This window comes from Streptomyces sp. NPDC096339 (assembly GCF_044762985.1).
GTDB lineage: Bacteria > Actinomycetota > Actinomycetes > Streptomycetales > Streptomycetaceae > Streptomyces.
On sequence record NZ_JBIWFI010000001.1, the window covers coordinates 54,299 to 71,028 of the forward strand.

Below are 16,730 nucleotides of genomic sequence, written 5' to 3' on the forward strand. Positions count from 1 at the left end.
ACGATGGAGGGGCAGTAGACATGGACCAAGAGCAGGTCGACGGCTTCGCCGCGCGTGTGCGGGCGATGGCGGCGGGCAGCGTGGCGGAAGGGGCCGGCGAGCCGGCGGCGCGGGCCCGTTGGGCAGGGATGTGGGACCAGGCGGCCGAGGTGGCCGGCCGCGCCTTCGAGGACCGTGATCCGGCCGCGCTGCTGGCCGCCCACCAGACGCTGGCGTGGTCGTACGACCAGCACCTGCTCACCCCCGACCAGGGCCCGGTGGGCGGCCAGTTCCACCCGGGAGTCGTCGGAGTGCAGCAGGTCCTGGAGCAGGCCTGGGAACGGAGCGAGTCGGCCCGTACCCGGTGGCCGGCGGACCGAGTCCCCAGCGAACCCGGACGCTTCGCGCAGTGGTTGTCGGAGCTGATCGCGGAGCACCCGGTGTGCGGCCATCCGCTGTTCGACTTCCTCTCCCAACATGCCTCCGCGGACCATGTGCTGCGTTACCTGGAGCTGGACGGCCCGCTGAACGTGCGGTTCTACGAGGTGCTACTCATGGCGATGGTCGGAGCCCGCGGGGCGATGCGGCAGGAACTGGTGCGCAACCTGGTCGACGAGACCGGCGACGGGGACGAGTCACGGGGCCACGCGAACCTGTGCCGGGCCGGCCTTGCGGCGTTCGGCCTGTCCTACGACCCCCTGGCTGTGTTGTCCGGGCACGGCTGGCAGGGCCTGGCCGGCTACAACCACGTCGTCGGTGTCACGCTGCACCGCCGCCGCCACTTCCGGATGATCGGCAGCCTCGCCGTCACCGAAGCCATGGACCCGCCCAACTACACCAAACTCCTCAGCGGCTGCACCCGGCTCGGCCTCACCACTCCCACCTGCGGAACGGACGGGGCGAGTACGGGCTGGGACGGCCCACTCGCCTTCTACACGGTCCACATCGTCCAGGAGGCCGACCACGCCGCAGGCTGGACGAAGAACGTCGTCACACCCCGCCTGGCCGCGCACCCCGACGCCGCGCACGAGATCGCACGCGGAGCCCTCGGCCGCCTCAACACCGCAGCCGATTACTACGACCACCTTCTGGCCGCATTCACCTCACCGCGAGCGCGCACCGCCTGAGTCGGGCGAGCGTTTCCCCGTGCTGCGCCGTCCCTCTCCAGGCGGGCGACAGCCGCCCGGGACCGCCGGGGAAAATACGCCGGCTGGTCCTGGACATCGGCTCGCGGCGATGGGCCGGGCCGTGGCCGACGCATCGTCGGCCACGGCCCGGCAGCCCGTCGGGCATCCGGCCCTGATGCCCGACGGGTCAGTCCTCGTTCGGTTTGGCGATGATGTCGTGTTCCCGGTAGACGTACAGCTCCGTGTTGGCGGGCTCGGTCTTCGTTGGCCCCGGCGGTCGGGCCTGGCTCCAGCACGGCAGCATGCCCGGCCCGGTGGCGGACATGGTCATGACCTTGCCGACGACGGAGCGGCCTCCCGCCACCACCTGAACGACGCCGAGTAACTCGCCACGCCAGTGGTCCGGCTTCCGCCAAGGGCCTCCCTCCGCGCCTGAGGCCCCCTCCGCGTCGGGGTCTCCTTCCGCGCCACGGTCTACCGGGCCGGGGTGAGGTGATCCAGGAGCAGCTTCGATGTCAGGTCCGGGGCTTCCTCGGGCACGAAATGACCCACGCCTTGCAGGAGTTCCAGGGCGGTAGGGGGCGGCGACCCAGGACGCCGTGTCCTCGATGCCCGAGCGGGCGATGGCAACGTCCGCGGTGCTCGCGATGAACAGCGTCGGCACACTCGTTTTCGCCGGCTTGGGGAAGCCACCGGCCCGGTACCAGTTCAGGGCTGCGGTCAGCAGCCCGGGCTCGGTCGCGAAGCGCTCGTAGTGCGCCTCGATGAGGTGGGCGGGCATGCCGAAGCGGTCGAAGTCCGCGAGCATGAACTCCTCCCCCGCCGGCGGCGGCAGCCGGAACAACTCCTGATAGTGCGCTATCCGCCGCTGGACCGGGTCATGGCGAAGAGCCCGGCCGAACGCACCCGGATGCGGGAGGGAGACGGCCGTGAGCGTGAGGATCCGGTCGCCGTGCCGGGTGGCGGTCGCCCAGACGACCGCAGCCCCCAGTCATCGTCGGCGATCCGCAGGACGTCGGCCACAGATGGCCCGTGGCGTAGTCGGCGACGTCCACGGGACGGACACCGGGGCTGTACCCGCGCTGATCCGGGGCCACCGCACGGTAGCCGTGCGCACCCAGGGCGTGGAGCTGGTACGTCCACTGGCCGGCGAACTGCGGAAACCCGTGCAGCAGCAGAACCGGGGTACCGGCCCGCGGACCGCAGGCCAAAGCGTCGAACACCCCCACCCCGGTGGCGATGCTCAGCGGCGTCAACGGCGCCTGCACTCCCGGGGCCGGCGACGCACTCTCCAGCCCCACGCCCGCCCAGCCGAACGGCAGGCAACCACCGCCGAGCCGCGGGCAGGGGCCAGCCCGTGCGGCGGACACCACAACCAGGACCACGAGACCGGCTCGACCCGGGGGCGGCTCCGTGCCCTCGACGCATTCGGCATCGCCGCCCAGACCCGGCAGGAACGGGCCTTCGAACACACAACAGCAGGCAAAAGGGCCGTCACCCGTGAGCCTGGTAACGGCGGGCGTAGTCCACCTGCACGAAGCCGGCGCCCCTCCGGCCCGCCACGCGCCCGCCTGCAGACCGGCGACGAGCAGCAAGCCCTCCACGCCGATCCGATCCCGGCCACTCAAAGCCCACCACAGCGCCCGTCCCCGCCCCGCCCATCGCCGAACCCCCCGCCGCCCGGAGGCGGGGGCCTTCGCCGTCATCGGCCCCGGCCCGCGGCCTTGGCCGGGGCCGGCTGCTGCCGGTGCGCGGGCACGGCACGCTCCGCGGGTGCCGCCTGACCGGGCGCGGCGCCGGTGGGGGTGGTGGTGGAGCGGGAGCGTGCCGCGCCCGCGGAGACGCGGTGGCCTTCGGGGAGCGGGGTGCCGGGCTGGGCGGTCAGGACGCGCGGCATGGCGCCGACCAGGCGGCCCGCGAGCTCGCCGGGCGGGCCCGCGTTCCAGGCGGTTTCGTCGGCCAGGCCGGCCAGGTGCCGGCCGACCGCGGGCGGGCCGTCGCTCTCGCCGATCCGGTGCATGCGGGCCGCCGGCAGCGGCCAGTGGCGGTCGCCTACCAGCAGGCCCGCCGCCTGCTCCGGCAGGACATGCCGGACCATCGCCACCATCCGGCCGTGCGCGGCCTCCGGCACCCCCAGCTGGTGCAGGGCGCGGGCCCGGTCGACGAGGTCGAGGTCGGGCGGGACGCTCTCAGCCGCGCGAACGCGTCGGTCTGCGCATTCCTCAGGGTCACCGGGGTGTCACGCGGTGAGTGCTGGGTTGGGGGTGAGGATCCGTCGCAGGATGCCCTCGACCTCGCTGCGGGTGGGTGGCCGGCTGCCGGCGAGGCCGCGCAGGGTGAGTCCGTTCATCGCCGCGACAGCGGACTGCGCCGTGAGGGGGTCGACGTAGGACAGGAGGGCGTCGGTGGTGGCCACCGTGTAGCGGTCGGCGATGGGGCGCAGGGCGGGGCGGCGCAGGGCGGCGAGGTAGAGCTCGAGTTCGACTGTCTGGTAGGCGCGGTCGGGGCCGTAGGCGTGGAGCATGGCGTCGGTGAGCAGGACGGCGAGTTGGTCGGGGGTGAGGTCGGGGCGTTGGGCGACCCATTCGGTGAGCATGGCGGCGTAGCGGTCGTAGGCGAGGGTGAGGGCAGCCTGGATGAGGTCGTCTTTGGTGGCGAAGTGGTAGGTGGTGGCTCCTAGGGGTACGCCGGCTTCGTCGGCGACGGCCCGGTGGGTCAGGCCTTCGATGCCGCGTTCGGCGATGACGCGCAGGGTCGCTTCCGTGATCTCGGCGATGCGGCGTTGCGGGTCGCGGCGGCGTCGGGGGGAGGGAGGCTGGGCGGGCATGGGGGACGACTCCGGAGGCAGCGTGGCGGGTAGCGGTACGTATGTACCGTAGATCGTTCCGGAGCCCTGCGCGATCGAAGAGGCATGGAACAGAGGGTGTGGCGGGATTCCAGCTCCACCGACCCAGATCTAGGACACCATATGTCCGTATTGCGCCTCGCGGTGGATTCAAGTTACAGTACAGATGTACTGAAGAGGGTCCGGGAAGAGAGACACACCTGCCGCATCCGCCCCGCGCCCGCCTTCCGCTCGCGCCGGCGCCCGGCAGATCCCGCGGCTCCTCGACCCCGCCCCCTCCTGCTGAAAGGCTTTCTCCATGCCCGCTGTATCTGCCCCCGCCGCTGCCGTGGGGGCGCTGGCCTCCTGTGCGCTGTGGGGTCCCGACGGCAGGGTGCTCGCCGAGTTCTACGCCGCCGCGCTGGGCTGGCACCTGGCCGGCGAGTTTCCCGGCGAGGAGGGCGTGCCCAGCGCGTTCCTCGTCACCGACGGCTCCACCCGCCTCGTCTTCCACACGGCCCGGGACTTCAAGGCCCCCGACTGGCCGGCGGACGAGTTGCCGTTCCACCTCGACCTCGCCTTCGAGGACGTCCCGGCCGCCGAGCGGCGCCTGCTGGCCCTGGGCGCGGTCAAGCCCGCCCATCAGCCCGGCGGCGAGTACTGGACCGTCCTGCTGGACCCCTCCGGGCAGCCGTTCTGCATCAGCGCCGGATGGCCCGAGGGTTCCTGATCCCCATCCCCCACCCACACCACTCCAGGAGGACCGCCATGGCGTACGCGCCCTGTTTCAGCGTCAAGGACACCGCGACCAGCATCACGTTCTACAAGGAGCTCGGCTTCGACGTCGACTCCAGCACCGCCAAGCCCGGCGACGACATCCACATGCTCTTCTACCAGGGCGAGTTCTGCGCGATGCTCTACAGCAACGACGACCTCAAGAACTGGCTGCCCGTCCTCGCCGACACCCCCATCGGCTTCGCCGGCATGCACTACCTCGGCGTCGACGGCCTCCAGGCCGCCTACGACCACATCTCCCGCCACGCGGAGATCGTCAAACCCCTCACCGAGGACCACAACGGGGTGCGCCTGTTCTACTTCCGCGACCCCGACGGCTACGTCATCGGCGTCAACGAGAAGTCCACCGTCAACGCAGGCTGAACCCCCGCCCGCCATCCCCCACCGACTCGGACAAGGACCACACCCCGTGAGCACCACCCCGACCAGCGCAGCCGCACGTGCGGTCGTCGACGCCTGGGCCGCCGCCTACAACGACCAGGACTTCGACCGTTTCGGCGCCCTCTACGCCCCCGACGTCCCCTACACCTGCGCCGCCTACGGGCTCGCCTTCACCGGCCGCGACGCCTTCGTCGCCCACGTCAAGCAGTACGCCGGCGCCGTCCCCGACCGGAAGATGACCCTGCGCCGGGTCATCGCCGACGGACAGACGGTGGCCGTCGAGTTCGACTTCGACGGCACCAGCTCCGGACTCCACCCCGCCCTGCCCCCCAAGGGCGAACCGGTCCGCACCGGCTTCTGCACCGTCCTCGAAATGCACGACGGCCGCATCACCTCCCAGACCGACTACACCGGCGGCACCCGGTGACGTACCGGCGCGGACACACCCGGAAGGAGCAGGGGCATGGCGTATGACGAGGTACTCGCGGAGCGGGTGCGCGAGCGGCTGGAACCGGAAGGGGTGACCGCGAAGAAGATGTTCGGCGGAATCACCTTCCTGTTCCAGGGCAACGCACTGGCCAATGTCTACGACGAGGGTCTGATGGTGCGCGTCGGGCCCGACGGGATGGACGAGGCCCTCGCTCGCCCGGGAACCAGACAGCTCGTCTTCCGCGGCAAGGAACAGAACGGCTGGGTCCTGCCCGCCGAGGAAACCCTCGACGACGACGTGCTCGACGACTGGCTGACCTGGGCCATGGAAGTCACCGCACAACTCCCGCCCAAATGACAACGCCACTATGACCGTGTCCTATGTGGTGAGGCGTCATTGAACTCTGTATGGGGCGGGACACGTGGAGTTGGATTGTTCCGCACGGGTTGTGGGAGATCGCGGAGCCGCTGATCCCGCCATCAAGGGTGCGGTCGCAGGGCGGCGGGACGCGGGACACACCTGAGGAGACGCTATTCGCCGCGATCGTCTACGTGCTGGTCAGCGGCTGCGACTGGCGGTCACTGCCACCATGCTTCGGCATATCGAAGTCGACGGCCCACCGCCGGTTCCTGATCTGGTCGAGGGCGGGAGTCTGGGGCCGGCTGCACGAGGAGATCCTGTACCGGCTCGATGACGCCGGGCTCCTCGATCTCTCCCGCGCTGTCCTCGACTCCGCCCACGTCAGGGCGAAAAAGGGGGGGCGAACTCACAGGTCCGAGCCCCGTGGACCGGAGCAAGCCGGGTTCCAAGATGCACGTCCTGTCGGACGCGGCAGGACTGCCCCTCCTCGTCGGCGTCTCGGCCGCCAACACCCACGACAGCCAGGCCTTGAAGCCCATGGTGCTCGGTAACCAAGCGAGACACGACCCCCACCGCGGCCGTCACTTCAAAACCCGGAAACCGCACGCCGACAAGGCTTACGACATCCCTGAACTGCGGAAATGGCTCCGCGGGAAACGGATCGGCGTCCGCATCACCCGCAAGGGCATCGAGGCGAGCGAACGATTAGGGCGTCGGCGGTGGGTGATCGAGCGGACCATGTCCTGGCTCACCGGATACCGCAGACTCAACCACCGCTAGGAGCGCCACCCCCGCAACCACCTGGCCTCTCCAGGTCTCGCCGCTGCCCTGTGCTGCTATAAGCGACTCGTTCGCCCCACCACATAGGACACGGTCTTTGTGTGCCTGAGCGCTGTAGTTGGCCGGTCTGGTCATCTCCAGCGCTCAAGCATGGGGCGGCGTTTAGAGCCAGTCGGTGTAGCGGGTGGGGGCGAGGTGAGCGTCCATGTCGGTGAGGACGTCACCCTTGACGACGGCGAACATGCCGGCCGTGGGGTCGGTGACGACGGTACGGTTGTCGCCCTTGTGGGACAGGGTGATCCGGCCCAGCTCGTCCAGGGAGAAGACCTCGGGGCCCCCGATGTTGTGGATGCCGTTCACCGGGTCGCCCGCGGCGACCTCCGCCACCGCGTTGGCCACGTCCTTGGAGGCGATCGGCTGGATCGGCGTGGGGGGCAGCCGGACCGTGTCGCCGTCGGTGGTCCAGGACAGGACGGCGTCCATGAACTCCATGAACTGCGTTGCCCGGACGATCGAGTAGGGAACGGGCCCGGCCGCGAGGACGTCCTCCTGGAGCACCTTGGCCCGGTAGTAGTCCAGCTCCGGCACCTGGTCCGCGCCGACGATCGAGAGGATGACGAAGTGGCCGATGCCGCCCTTCTGGGCCGCGGCCAGCAGATTGTCCATCGAGGTCTGGAAGAAGGCCCGAGACGCTTCGTCGAAGGTCGGGGAGTTCGTCAGGTTGACGACGACCTCGGCTCTCGCCACCGCCTCCTCCACCCCCTGACCGGTGATGACGTCGACTCCGGTCGACTGCGAGTGTGGTACCGCCTCATGACCGGCGGCGTTCAGAATCTTGACGACCTGCGACCCGATCAGCCCGGTACCACCGATGACTGCGAACCTCATGACCTGCCTCTCGTCGGGAGATACATCTGCAATACGGCCCATGATCCCGATATGGGCGTTTGACATGAGGTAACGGCCTGCGTCTGGTGCGCGTGTTGCGCAACCGGCCAACTCGCGCACTCAATGGCCTCCAATTCGGCGGTGGTCGGCCCACCGCCGACCACGAACCGGATGGGCCGGCAAGCGCCAAGCTCTCCTGGGGCTCGCCGAGGACTGCCCCACCACCACCGTCGTGTACGAACCCGCCTCATAGCAGCGCCACGGACCTGCCCGCGACCCATGCGACCGGGCGGCCGGCGGGCCTGCACCGCGAACTGCCACAGCGCTGTCGAGAACGAGGAATGGGAGGAAGGGTTGCCGCCGGTCGGTGACCAGCGGCAACCCGAGGGGACGGTGACGGGGGCGGTCAGCCGAGGGGACGGCAGATCGCCATGGCGACGACGTGCTGCGTCGTTCCGCTGGTCTCACCACCCGCGGTAGTCGGTCAGATATCGGCTGCTCAGGGGCTTGATGACCAGGCCTTCGACCCCTGACACGTCCCGGGGCGCCGCGTGCGCGGGCGGTGGCCCGGCGCTGCAACGCCTGAAACGACAACCGGCCCTCCTCGGCGTCCCAGACGACCAACTCGCCTTCGAGGACCAGGCCAGGTGGCAGCTACTCGGCAGCGGCCACCAGGTCCGGCCACCGGTCCTGGACGAGCGCCCCGCGGCGGGTCTGCACCACCACCACCACCACCGCACCGCCCGGGCCGGCCGGAGTGAACAGCAGCGCCCGGTGCCCGTCCAGCTTCCGCTACGCGCTGTCGGACAGTCCGCGAGTACTGTCCAGGCTCGTGCCGATCACGGGCCGGCGGGTCCACTTCGCTCGCCGCGCTGCGCCGCGCTGGGCCGGCCAAGCCGGAGGGACCTGAAGCCGGTACGCCGCCGGGGACCACCGATGGTCACCATCCGGCCGGATCCCAGGGAGAGCTGCCGACACCTGCACAGGTGAAGTCGCCAGTACCAGGGTCGGACAGACGCTCCCACCGGCCCTTGTCCGATGACCCCAATCATGAATTGTCAGTATCCGCTGGGGGAAAGTTGGCCACGCGTGACGAGATCTTTGGCGGTTTCGACGTCGGGTGTCATCCAGCGGTCCTCGCCGAGGGCCGGCACGTGTTTACGGAAGCGCTGGTGGAGTTCGGTGGTCGCCTTCGCCATGGGCAAGCCCGCCATGAGAGGACGCGCCAGGTCGATCCCCTGTGCGGCGAGGAGGAACTGTACGGCCAAGACCGTCTCGGCGCGTTCCAGGTTGTCATCGAGGTTGCGGGCCGAGGCCATGGCCATCGTGTTGTGGTCCTCCTGGCCGAACTTCTCCGGACGGGACAGCACGCCGGCGGGCATCGCCCGTACCTGCATCTCCGGGATGAGCGCGGCGCCCACGGTCTGCACTTGCACCATGCCCGAGTTCAGCCCGACCGGCGGCGCCGCCAGGTTGTCCGGCAGCCCGTAGCTCCACTTCGAGGCGATGAGCCGCCCGGCCAGCTCGTGGCTGAGCACCGCCACATCGGTGACCTGCGCGTTGAGGGTGTCGATCGCGTGCCCGATCTGCGCCCCGTCCCAGTTGCCGCCCATGACGAACTCGTAGGAGTCGTCAGCCCTCTTGAACAACAAGGGGTTGGACGTTGATGCGTTCGCCTCGTGGCCGATGACGGTTTCCGCCTCGGCGATGGTCTGCCGGGCCGTCGCGACGATGTGCGGGGCAGCTCGCACCGACACCGCGTCCTGCACTCGGGGCGACTTCTCCCCGAATTGTTTGCGTCCGGAGTCGGTCATCCAGGCGCTGCCCCGGGTCAACGCCCGCAGGCCGGCCGCTTCCTCCTCCTGAGCAGGAAATCGGCGCTCGGCGTGCGTGCGCTCGTCAAATGAACCTGCCTCCGCCCGGGTCGCTTCGAGGAACAACCCGAACGCACCGTCGAACTGGTCGAGGAAGGTCTCGGCCCGGCCGACGGAGGCCGCGTAGCGGGCTGTCAGCACGCCGCTTCCACTGATCAGCGGAAGTGCCTCCCCTGCCTGCAACTCGAACGTCGCGGGCAATCCGGCCTGCTTGAGGACGTCTTGGGTGCGGCGTGGTGGCCCGCTGCGCAGTCGTGCGCGCCCCCCGTCCCCGGTGAGGGCCAGACCGGCCGCTGCCATGGGCTGGAGGTCGCCGGTGCCCAATGACCCGATCTCCGGCATGACAGGGGTTACTCCGGCGTTGACCAGGGCCAGCATGCGGTCGACCATCTCAGGCCGCACACCCATGTGCCCGCGGGCCATCGCGTTCGCCCGCAGCACCAACGCCAGCCGGGCCACACCCGGGGAGAGTTCGCCTCCCGTCCCCGCCGCATGCGAGCGAAGGATCCTGCGCTGGAAATCGCGCTGTTGCTCATCCGTCAGCGTGTGGTCCTTCAGCGGTCCCAGAGCCTGGTTCCAACCGTAGACATGTTGCCCGCTCCGCAACGCGGCCAATGCTCCCGTACGGGCCTCGCGCATCCGCTCTGCTGCGGTCGGTGCGAGCCTCACCGATCCGGTGACTCCCCGCAGCACCGCTTTCATCTGCGCGACCGTTAGATGATCACCGTCGAGAACGACCTCCGGACTGCGGGACGACAGCGCCGTGATGGACGAGGCCTGGGCCCGCGTGGGATCCGGCGCAGCACCTCCCGCAACGAGCACGAGTGCCGTGGCCGTGATCACGGCGGCCCGCACCGCGAACCGCATGCGCGGCGTCACCGATCCATCTGATCCGACCGGTTCACGGAAACGCCCTGCCGCAGGCTCCCGCCTGCGGCGATATGAAGCGAAAGAATAGTTCACCTCGTGATCGTCGGCACATGCGAAGCCTTCCTTAAGAGGCTGGTGATCATGGGCTGGCCAGTGCGAACGGGGCAACGCCGACCGGCCGGAAGTGCCACGTCTCTTAACGCATTTGGGGTGCCACCCGCGCCGCCGTCCATACCTGGTCCTGCACCCACCCATGCGCGGTTCTGGTCCGTCCCGAACGCCCGGGACGGGACCCGGATCGGCCTGAGACCCCACTCGGCCACTCAAGCCGGTCAGCGCAGAGGCCGTACTCCGCCCGGCATCTTGGGGAGCGGAAACAAGTCCCGGCCAAGGATGCCGCTTGAGGCGATGATGTACTTCGCGTTCCGCTACAGCCGGCTACGATGGCGTGTTTCAGGTGCTCGTCGACCAGGAAGGCAAGCACGCGGTGTGGTCGATGGACTGGCTGATCAGGCCGGGCTGGACGGCTGTCGGGAAGTCGGGCGCCAAGGAGTAGCGCCCGGCGTACCTCGAGGACGTGCGCCTCGGTTCCCGGGGAACATCGCGGCGGACTCGGCCGCGCCCCAGGTCAAAACGTCGAGAACCTGCCGCCCGGGTTCGTCCCCCTTGCGGGGCCGGCCGTGCATGCCTTCGCGGTCGGCGAACAACGCCCGACGGCCGGGCGGGCTCCACGTCGTGCTCCACGCCATGCAGCGAACACCGGTCTGTGGCTGGTTTCGTCCTGGCTGCACCCGGGCCGGACAGCTCATCGCGGACGCCACCAACCCCACGGTGGTCTGGGAATGCGATGCGGCCGGACAGGCCGAGACGTTCCAGCTCCCCGAGGGCCATGTCTTCGACCGCGCCACGAACACCATCGTCCCGCCCCTCGGCTGAGAGCACCGGGCCGGCTTCCCGTGTGAGGGAGCAACCCACCACGGCCGACGATCCAAGCCGCTCCAGCCCGGCCGCCGTGCGACGCGCCGACGGCCCGCGCGGGCTTCACACGCCGAGCGCGTCCAGGCGGTGCTGCTGCGACAGTCAGCCGGCGGTCGCGGCAGGGCCCTGGCCGAAGAGCGGGACGTCGTCGGCCGTCATGTCCAGACGGATCCGCCGGAACCTGAGCGGATCCGGAAAGGCTTCCGGCCAACGGCCCTGTCCACGCTCACCTCCGCCACTACCTCCGGGTCTGCAGGGCGCGGTCGCCACGCGCGCACGTTCGCGCCGTGGCTGCTCTGGCCGCGTAACGGGCACCGGGGTCTCGTGATGCTCCGGCGAGAACCCGGCGGGCTGGACCTGTAGGTGCCGGGGCGGTGCAGCGCCGGGCAGCGGTCGGGGCCGGTGCAGCCCTTCACCACATCGGGTTGGCAAAGAACAAGCTCAGCTGGTCCTGACGATGTCGTCAGGCTTCCAGGTCTGGTCGTAGAAGGCGGTGGCAGTGCCGTACAGGCGCAGGGCGACGACGAAGTTGCGGCCGGGGACGGTCTGGATGAAGGCGGTGGCGGCGACGCCGTCGGGCTGCCGGGGCGCGAACCAGAGGTCGATCGATCCGTCGGTGTTCTGGGGGACGTCGTAGTAGCTGTTGGTGGAAGGCAGGAGTTGGGCGGTCTCGGGCATGGTGCCGTCGGTGATGTTGTAGGCCGTCACCGCCCAGAACAGGTCGGCCGGCGGATCGGCGGGCAGGCGCAGCCGGTAGGTATGGGAGCCTGTCAGGAAGGCGCCGTCGGCGTCGCGGGCGGTGTAGGGGTACTTCGAGCCGGCTCCGGTGCTGTGCACGACCATGGCGGGGGCCGAGGAGTAGGCGTACTGGAAGAACCGCGATCGGGCGTTGATGTCCGGGTAGCTCGCCTGCATCCACTCCGCGGTGCCGCCGCACCAGGCGGCCTCCCAGGTGCGGTCGTCGTAATAGAGGTTGCGCTTGTCCTCCCGGCCGAGTTGGGCCAGGGCGAGTGTCATCCGCGGGGCGTTCTCCAGGGCTCGTTCCAGCTGCTCGCGCTGCCAGTCGCAAAAGGTGAAGGGATCGCCCTTGACGATCCCGATGGAGGCGAGCACGCCCCGCAGCTCGGGGTCGATCGCGCCGATGGGCTCGTAGTCGACGAACTCCTTGAGCTTGGTCCAGTAGGACATGTCCGTCGGGTACATCATGTTCACCCGCACGCCGCTGGCGTTGGGGAACTCCATCGCGGGGACGTTCTTCTCCGGCGCCCAGAGCGGGTAGATCCGTGTCTTCTCTGCGGTGGCCGCACCCGCCGGGGGGTCCGGCCCGCCCTCGCCGGGGCCCATCAGCGTGCGGACCACCTCGCCGCCTTCGCGAAGCTGGGCGTGGACTGGGCGTGGCACGCCACCTCGCACGTCGTTGAGCTGGGAGGTCAGCGAAGTGGAGGCCCCGGGCCGTCGTGGCCCTCGGGGCGTTCTTCTTGCCTCCTGGCACCGGAACGGCGGTGCGACACGGGCTGCAACGCGGGTACTCAGAGCGACCGTTGGCCGGTGGCTGTGCAGGTTGGAGGTGCAACACGCTAGCTGTACTGACCCGCAGCGTTGTTGATGCTGCTGATAGGCGGGTGCCCGTCGAGTGCGGTGTGGCAGCGGTGGTGGTTGTAGGTGTGGAGGAAGTCCGCCAGGGCAGCGGTCCGCTCATCGTTTGAGGTGTAGGGCTGTTGGTAGGCCCACTCGTCGAGCAGGGTGCGGTTGAAGCGTTCGACCTTGCCGTTTGTCTGTGGCCGGTAGGCGCGGGTGAGCTTGCCGGCCGCGCCGAGTTCGGCGAGGGCGGTCTTCCAGGCCTTGGCCTTGCGGTAGGACCAGGCGTCGTCGGTCAGTACCCGTTCGATGCGGTCTATGCGGTGGCCGGCGTAGAAGGCCGCCGCTCTGCGTAGGAAGCCTGCGCAGGTGTCGGCCTTCTCGTCGCGATGGATCTCTCTGTAGGCCAGGCGGGTGTGGTCGTCGACGGCGGAGTGGACGTAGTCGAAGCCCATGGCGGATCGGGGGACCAGGCCAGCCTGGCGGCCCAGTGCCTTGTGACCTCCGCAGTCGGGGATCCGGCCGAGCTTCTTCACGTCGACGTGGATCAGCTCGCCGGGACGTTCGCGTTCGTAGCGGCGGATCACGGTGCCGGTCGGGCGGTCGAGACAGGCCAGGCGGTTCAGCCGGTGACGGGTGAGAATCCGGTGCACGGTCGAGGCGGGCAGGCCCACGAGCGGGCCGATCCGGACGGGGTCCGAGCTTGCAGGTCCGCCGCAGGTCGCAGACCCGTTGCTCAAGAGCGGCTGCCGTTCGGTGCGGTGTCGTGGCCGGTCTGCTGGGCCGGTCGGCCAGGCCCGCATCGCCTCCGGTCTTCCACCGCCGGACCCATTTGTGAGCGGTGGGCCTCGATATGCCCATCTCCGCCGCCACGTGGGCGACCGGACGGCCGGCCAGGACACGTTCGACCAGGATCCGCCTGCCGTGAACGGTCAGCCGGGCGTTACGGTGGGACACGTGTCGGCGTACGACCTTGGCTCCCCAGGTGTGTACGGATGAACGTCCCCAGCTACGGTTCACGGGTAGCAGAGCGATGGGGGATTGGGTTGGAGCTGTGGGACCAGGACATCGCGCTGTACGGAGAGGAGCTGGAGGCTCTGGACAGCAGTACGCGGGCTGACCTCGTGCTGGACGTGGTGGCATCGACGATCCCGCTCTTCGAGCCGCCGTCTGACCACTTCTTCCCGAAACCGCACTTCGAGCTGGTCGAGTCCGTTCTTGCCCTGCGGGCACAAGCTCCAGCGAGCTGGTGGGATGACGCGGCCTTCGCACGAGACTTTCTGGCTCGCTACGACCTTCTGCCAGATGTCCCCGCCAGGCCAGCAGTCGGTCCCTTCCTGATCGCGCTGGTTCGACTCTTCGAAGCACCCGGCGGTGGTCTCTCGGCCAACGACGCGCTGGAGTGCCTGTCCAGCTGTTATGAGGCAGTCCTGGTATCCCGGTTGACCGGGCGAGTCACAGTGGCGGACGAGAAGCAGGACCCAATGTGCCAGCAGGCCATCGCGCGCCAGAGAGGCTTGGTCCTACGCGCGCTCGGATGAAGCCGTCGATAGGGACCGTGTTTCACGCGGGATCGCCGGCCCGGATCAGGCGACGTCGTTCTCTCGCCCGATGGCCATGAGGCGGTTCTTCAGTCGGTAGCTGGGGCCGTTGATGGAGATGACGTCGCAGTGGTGGAGGAGGCGGTCGAGAATGGCGGTGGCCAGGACCTCGTCGCCGAACACCTGGCCCCACTCGCTGAAGGTCTTGTTCGAGGTGAGGATGATGGAGCCCTTCTCATAGCGCTTGGAGATGACCTGGAAAACCAGGTTGGCCTCGGCGCGTTCGAGGGGCTGGTAGCCGACTTCGTCGACCACGAGGACGCTGGGCCGCAGGTAGGTGCCGAGCTTGCTGGTCAGCCGTCCGGTCTCCTCGGCGGTCTTGAGGTTGCGGACCATGTCGTCGAGGCTGGTGAAGTAGATCGAGTAGCCGGCCCGGCAGGCCGCGACGGCCAGGGCTACGGCGATGTGTGTCTTGCCGACCCCGGGCGGCCCGAGCAGGGCGGCGTTGGCCTTGGCCTCGATGAACGAGAGGGTGGCGAGGTCCTTGACCTTGCGCGGGTCGAGCTCGGGCTGGAAGGCGAAGTCGTATTCGTCCAGGGTCTTGTGGTGCGGCAGTTTCGACAGTCGCAGGCCCTGGCGAAAGCGGCGGTCGTCACGGACGGCGAGTTCTTCGGACAGCACCAGGTCGAGGAAATCGAGGTAGCCCATCTTCGCCTCGTCTGCCCGGCGGGTGTACTCGTTGATGGTTTCCGCGAGGTGGGGCAGGCCGAGCTTGCCGGCCGTAGTGCGGATGCGGTTGCCGGTCAGCTCGCTCAAGACGTTTCCCCTGTGCTCGGGTGTGTGGTGAAGGGGCGGGTTCCGGTCAGCTCGTCATAGACCGACAGCGGTCGGCGGCCGACTTCGATCCGGGTGACGGCGGCCCGGCTCAGCAAGGTTTCCAGCGGACCGGCCTCCCGTCTTGGCGACGGTTCGCGCCGGGGCTGGGCAGGGATGTCGTCGGTGGTGGTCCGGCGTCCTTTACCCGTCGGCAGGCCGTCCCAGTGTGTCTCGTCGACGACGCGGACTCCGCGGCCCACCGCCCGCGGGTGGATCGCCAGCAGGCTCTCTCCATCTTGGCCGGGGGTGGTCGAATGGAGCATGACCTGGGACTTGGTGGCCCTGATCTCGATCAGTTGCCGGGGGCGGACCTTGCAGGCCGGCACCGAGTAGAGGTTGCCGCCGAAGGCGACCAGGCAGTCCTTGCCGACCGGCCGCAGATGCCGCTCGGCCACCAGATACGGGGCCGGCGGCAGAGGTTTGAGGGCCGCGTGGTCGCGGGCCGCACGCTCTCCGATGATCTGCTGGTGAGTCCTGTGGGCCTGGGCCCGTCGCTGCGGGACCCAGGTGGTGAAGGCGGCGTCCATCTCCTCGATGGAGGAGAAGGACCGGCCGGACAGGACGTGGTCGCGGACGATGAGAACCTGCCGTTCGACGCGGCCCTTGCCCGTGGGCCGGTAGGCCGCCAGGACGTCAATGTCGAAGTCGTAGTGGCCGGCGAACCCGACCGCCTCCGGATGCAGCGGAACCGCCTCGCCCGGAGCGACGTGGCGGCGGACGACTGTTTTGGTGCGGTCGTAGACGATCGACATCGGGATGCCGCCGAAGTGGGCGAAGGCCCGGCGGTGGCAGTCGAAGAAGCTCTGCAGGTCCTGGCTGGTGGTGAAGCAGCAGAACGGGTCGCGCGAGTACGACAGCGTCATGTGGAAGGAGTAGACCTTCGGAATGCCCATGTGGGCGAGGATCTGGCCCTCGTCGCCCCAGTCCACCTGAGCCTGGGCCCCCGGGATCACCTCGAAGCGACGGTGCATTCCCGCCAGTTCCTTCGGCGTGATGCCAAGTTCCTCTGCGATGCGAGGGCGGGCGTCCTGAACGTAGAGCTTGACGCGTTGGTAGGTGCCGGTGAACCCATACTCCGCCGCCAGCCGCTCGTGAATCACCGCGGCCTTCATGAGGATCTCCGCCCGCAGTATCGAGTCGACCAGCGGCGCGAACTCGTCGATCACCCGCGCGCGCGACCGCCCGTTCGGTGACCGCCGCGGCGGAGTGGCCGGGCCCGGCGCGGAGAGGTATTTGCGGACCGTCTTCCGGTCCAGCCCTGTCTCCCTGGCGATCTCCGACAGGCTCATCGCCCCGGACTCCAGCAGGCCACGAAAGCGACGCAGTTCCAGCCAGCGATGCGGATCCAGGACCACCGTCAACCGCCCTCCGCCGTCCTGCATCGTTCAACCAGCAGAGTGCCGAGCAGCCGACCTCGCCGCATCAACAACTGTCCCTTTTCATCCGTAC

16 protein-coding genes and 2 pseudogenes are annotated in these 16,730 nt (G+C 69.3%); 9 read left to right on the plus strand and 9 right to left on the minus strand.

The window, feature by feature from the left end; genetic code table 11:
* Positions 1–20 precede the first annotated feature (20 nt).
* On the plus strand, positions 21–1,106 hold the full coding sequence (locus tag ACIQ5Y_RS00300; protein ID WP_403873190.1) for an iron-containing redox enzyme family protein: 1,086 nt from the start codon (positions 21–23) through the stop codon (positions 1,104–1,106).
* A gap of 187 nt (positions 1,107–1,293) precedes the next feature.
* On the opposite strand, the gene ACIQ5Y_RS00305 is transcribed toward ACIQ5Y_RS00300, so the two are convergent.
* The 3 genes from ACIQ5Y_RS00305 to ACIQ5Y_RS00315 form a co-directional block, all read right to left on the minus strand.
* On the minus strand, positions 1,294–1,950 hold the full coding sequence (locus ACIQ5Y_RS00305; protein WP_403873193.1) for a hypothetical protein: 657 nt from the start codon (positions 1,948–1,950) through the stop codon (positions 1,294–1,296).
* Between the two features lie 858 nt (positions 1,951–2,808).
* The gene (locus ACIQ5Y_RS00310; protein WP_403873196.1) at positions 2,809–3,237 is read right to left on the minus strand and encodes a hypothetical protein; all 429 of its coding nucleotides are present in this window, start codon (positions 3,235–3,237) and stop codon (positions 2,809–2,811) included.
* Between the two features lie 108 nt (positions 3,238–3,345).
* Positions 3,346–3,933 carry a TetR/AcrR family transcriptional regulator gene (locus ACIQ5Y_RS00315; protein ID WP_403873199.1) on the minus strand — a complete coding sequence of 196 codons (588 nt, stop codon included), beginning with the start codon at positions 3,931–3,933 and terminating at the stop codon, positions 3,346–3,348.
* Between the two features lie 316 nt (positions 3,934–4,249).
* Between ACIQ5Y_RS00315 and ACIQ5Y_RS00320 the strand changes: the two genes are divergently transcribed.
* The 5 genes and pseudogenes from ACIQ5Y_RS00320 to ACIQ5Y_RS00340 all read left to right on the plus strand — a co-directional run bounded on the left by ACIQ5Y_RS00320 (position 4,250) and on the right by ACIQ5Y_RS00340 (position 6,763).
* Positions 4,250–4,660 (plus strand): VOC family protein, encoded by a 411-nt coding sequence (locus tag ACIQ5Y_RS00320; RefSeq protein WP_403873202.1) that lies wholly within the window; start codon positions 4,250–4,252, stop codon positions 4,658–4,660.
* Positions 4,661–4,698: 38 nt separating this feature from the next.
* The gene (locus ACIQ5Y_RS00325; RefSeq protein WP_403873205.1) at positions 4,699–5,088 is read left to right on the plus strand and encodes a VOC family protein; all 390 of its coding nucleotides are present in this window, start codon (positions 4,699–4,701) and stop codon (positions 5,086–5,088) included.
* Between the two features lie 46 nt (positions 5,089–5,134).
* Positions 5,135–5,533, plus strand: coding sequence for a nuclear transport factor 2 family protein (locus ACIQ5Y_RS00330; protein WP_403873207.1), 399 nt, complete (start codon positions 5,135–5,137; stop codon positions 5,531–5,533).
* Positions 5,534–5,569: 36 nt separating this feature from the next.
* The gene (locus ACIQ5Y_RS00335) at positions 5,570–5,893 is read left to right on the plus strand and encodes a TfoX/Sxy family protein (RefSeq protein ID WP_403873210.1); all 324 of its coding nucleotides are present in this window, start codon (positions 5,570–5,572) and stop codon (positions 5,891–5,893) included.
* Positions 5,894–5,943: 50 nt separating this feature from the next.
* A pseudogene (locus ACIQ5Y_RS00340) lies at positions 5,944–6,763 on the plus strand (IS5 family transposase).
* 75 nt (positions 6,764–6,838) lie between these two features.
* On the opposite strand, the gene ACIQ5Y_RS00345 reads toward ACIQ5Y_RS00340, so the two are convergent.
* Complete coding sequence (locus ACIQ5Y_RS00345) at positions 6,839–7,564, minus strand: SDR family oxidoreductase (RefSeq protein WP_403873213.1); 726 nt, start codon at positions 7,562–7,564, stop codon at positions 6,839–6,841.
* A 1,058-nt stretch (positions 7,565–8,622) separates the two neighbouring features.
* The gene (hutH, locus tag ACIQ5Y_RS00350; protein WP_403873216.1) at positions 8,623–10,317 is read right to left on the minus strand and encodes a histidine ammonia-lyase; all 1,695 of its coding nucleotides are present in this window, start codon (positions 10,315–10,317) and stop codon (positions 8,623–8,625) included.
* Between the two features lie 439 nt (positions 10,318–10,756).
* On the opposite strand from hutH, the gene ACIQ5Y_RS00355 reads away from it, so the two are divergent.
* Both ACIQ5Y_RS00355 and ACIQ5Y_RS00360 read left to right on the plus strand, forming a co-directional pair.
* On the plus strand, positions 10,757–10,864 hold the full coding sequence (locus ACIQ5Y_RS00355; RefSeq protein WP_403873219.1) for an MbtH family NRPS accessory protein: 108 nt from the start codon (positions 10,757–10,759) through the stop codon (positions 10,862–10,864).
* Positions 10,865–11,055: 191 nt separating this feature from the next.
* A complete protein-coding gene (locus tag ACIQ5Y_RS00360) occupies positions 11,056–11,244 on the plus strand; it encodes a hypothetical protein (RefSeq protein WP_403873222.1) in 189 nt (62 codons plus the stop codon).
* Between the two features lie 483 nt (positions 11,245–11,727).
* Here ACIQ5Y_RS00360 and ACIQ5Y_RS00365 read toward each other — a convergent pair whose 3' ends face one another.
* Together ACIQ5Y_RS00365 and ACIQ5Y_RS00370 are read right to left on the minus strand one after the other, a co-directional pair.
* Positions 11,728–12,687: a DUF1214 domain-containing protein gene (locus tag ACIQ5Y_RS00365; RefSeq protein WP_403873225.1), complete on the minus strand. Its 960-nt coding sequence runs from the start codon at positions 12,685–12,687 to the stop codon at positions 11,728–11,730.
* 176 nt (positions 12,688–12,863) lie between these two features.
* Positions 12,864–13,821 (minus strand): annotated as a pseudogene (locus ACIQ5Y_RS00370) (IS481 family transposase).
* Between the two features lie 38 nt (positions 13,822–13,859).
* Between ACIQ5Y_RS00370 and ACIQ5Y_RS00375 the strand changes: the two are divergent.
* Positions 13,860–14,405 (plus strand): hypothetical protein, encoded by a 546-nt coding sequence (locus tag ACIQ5Y_RS00375; protein WP_403873228.1) that lies wholly within the window; start codon positions 13,860–13,862, stop codon positions 14,403–14,405.
* Positions 14,406–14,450: 45 nt separating this feature from the next.
* Here ACIQ5Y_RS00375 and istB read toward each other — a convergent pair whose 3' ends face one another.
* Complete coding sequence (istB, locus tag ACIQ5Y_RS00380; protein WP_403873231.1) at positions 14,451–15,221, minus strand: IS21-like element helper ATPase IstB; 771 nt, start codon at positions 15,219–15,221, stop codon at positions 14,451–14,453.
* Positions 15,218–16,663: an IS21 family transposase gene (istA, locus tag ACIQ5Y_RS00385; protein ID WP_403873234.1), complete on the minus strand. Its 1,446-nt coding sequence runs from the start codon at positions 16,661–16,663 to the stop codon at positions 15,218–15,220. Before istA ends, istB begins: the two co-directional genes overlap by 4 nt.
* Between the last annotated feature and the right edge of the window lie 67 nt (positions 16,664–16,730).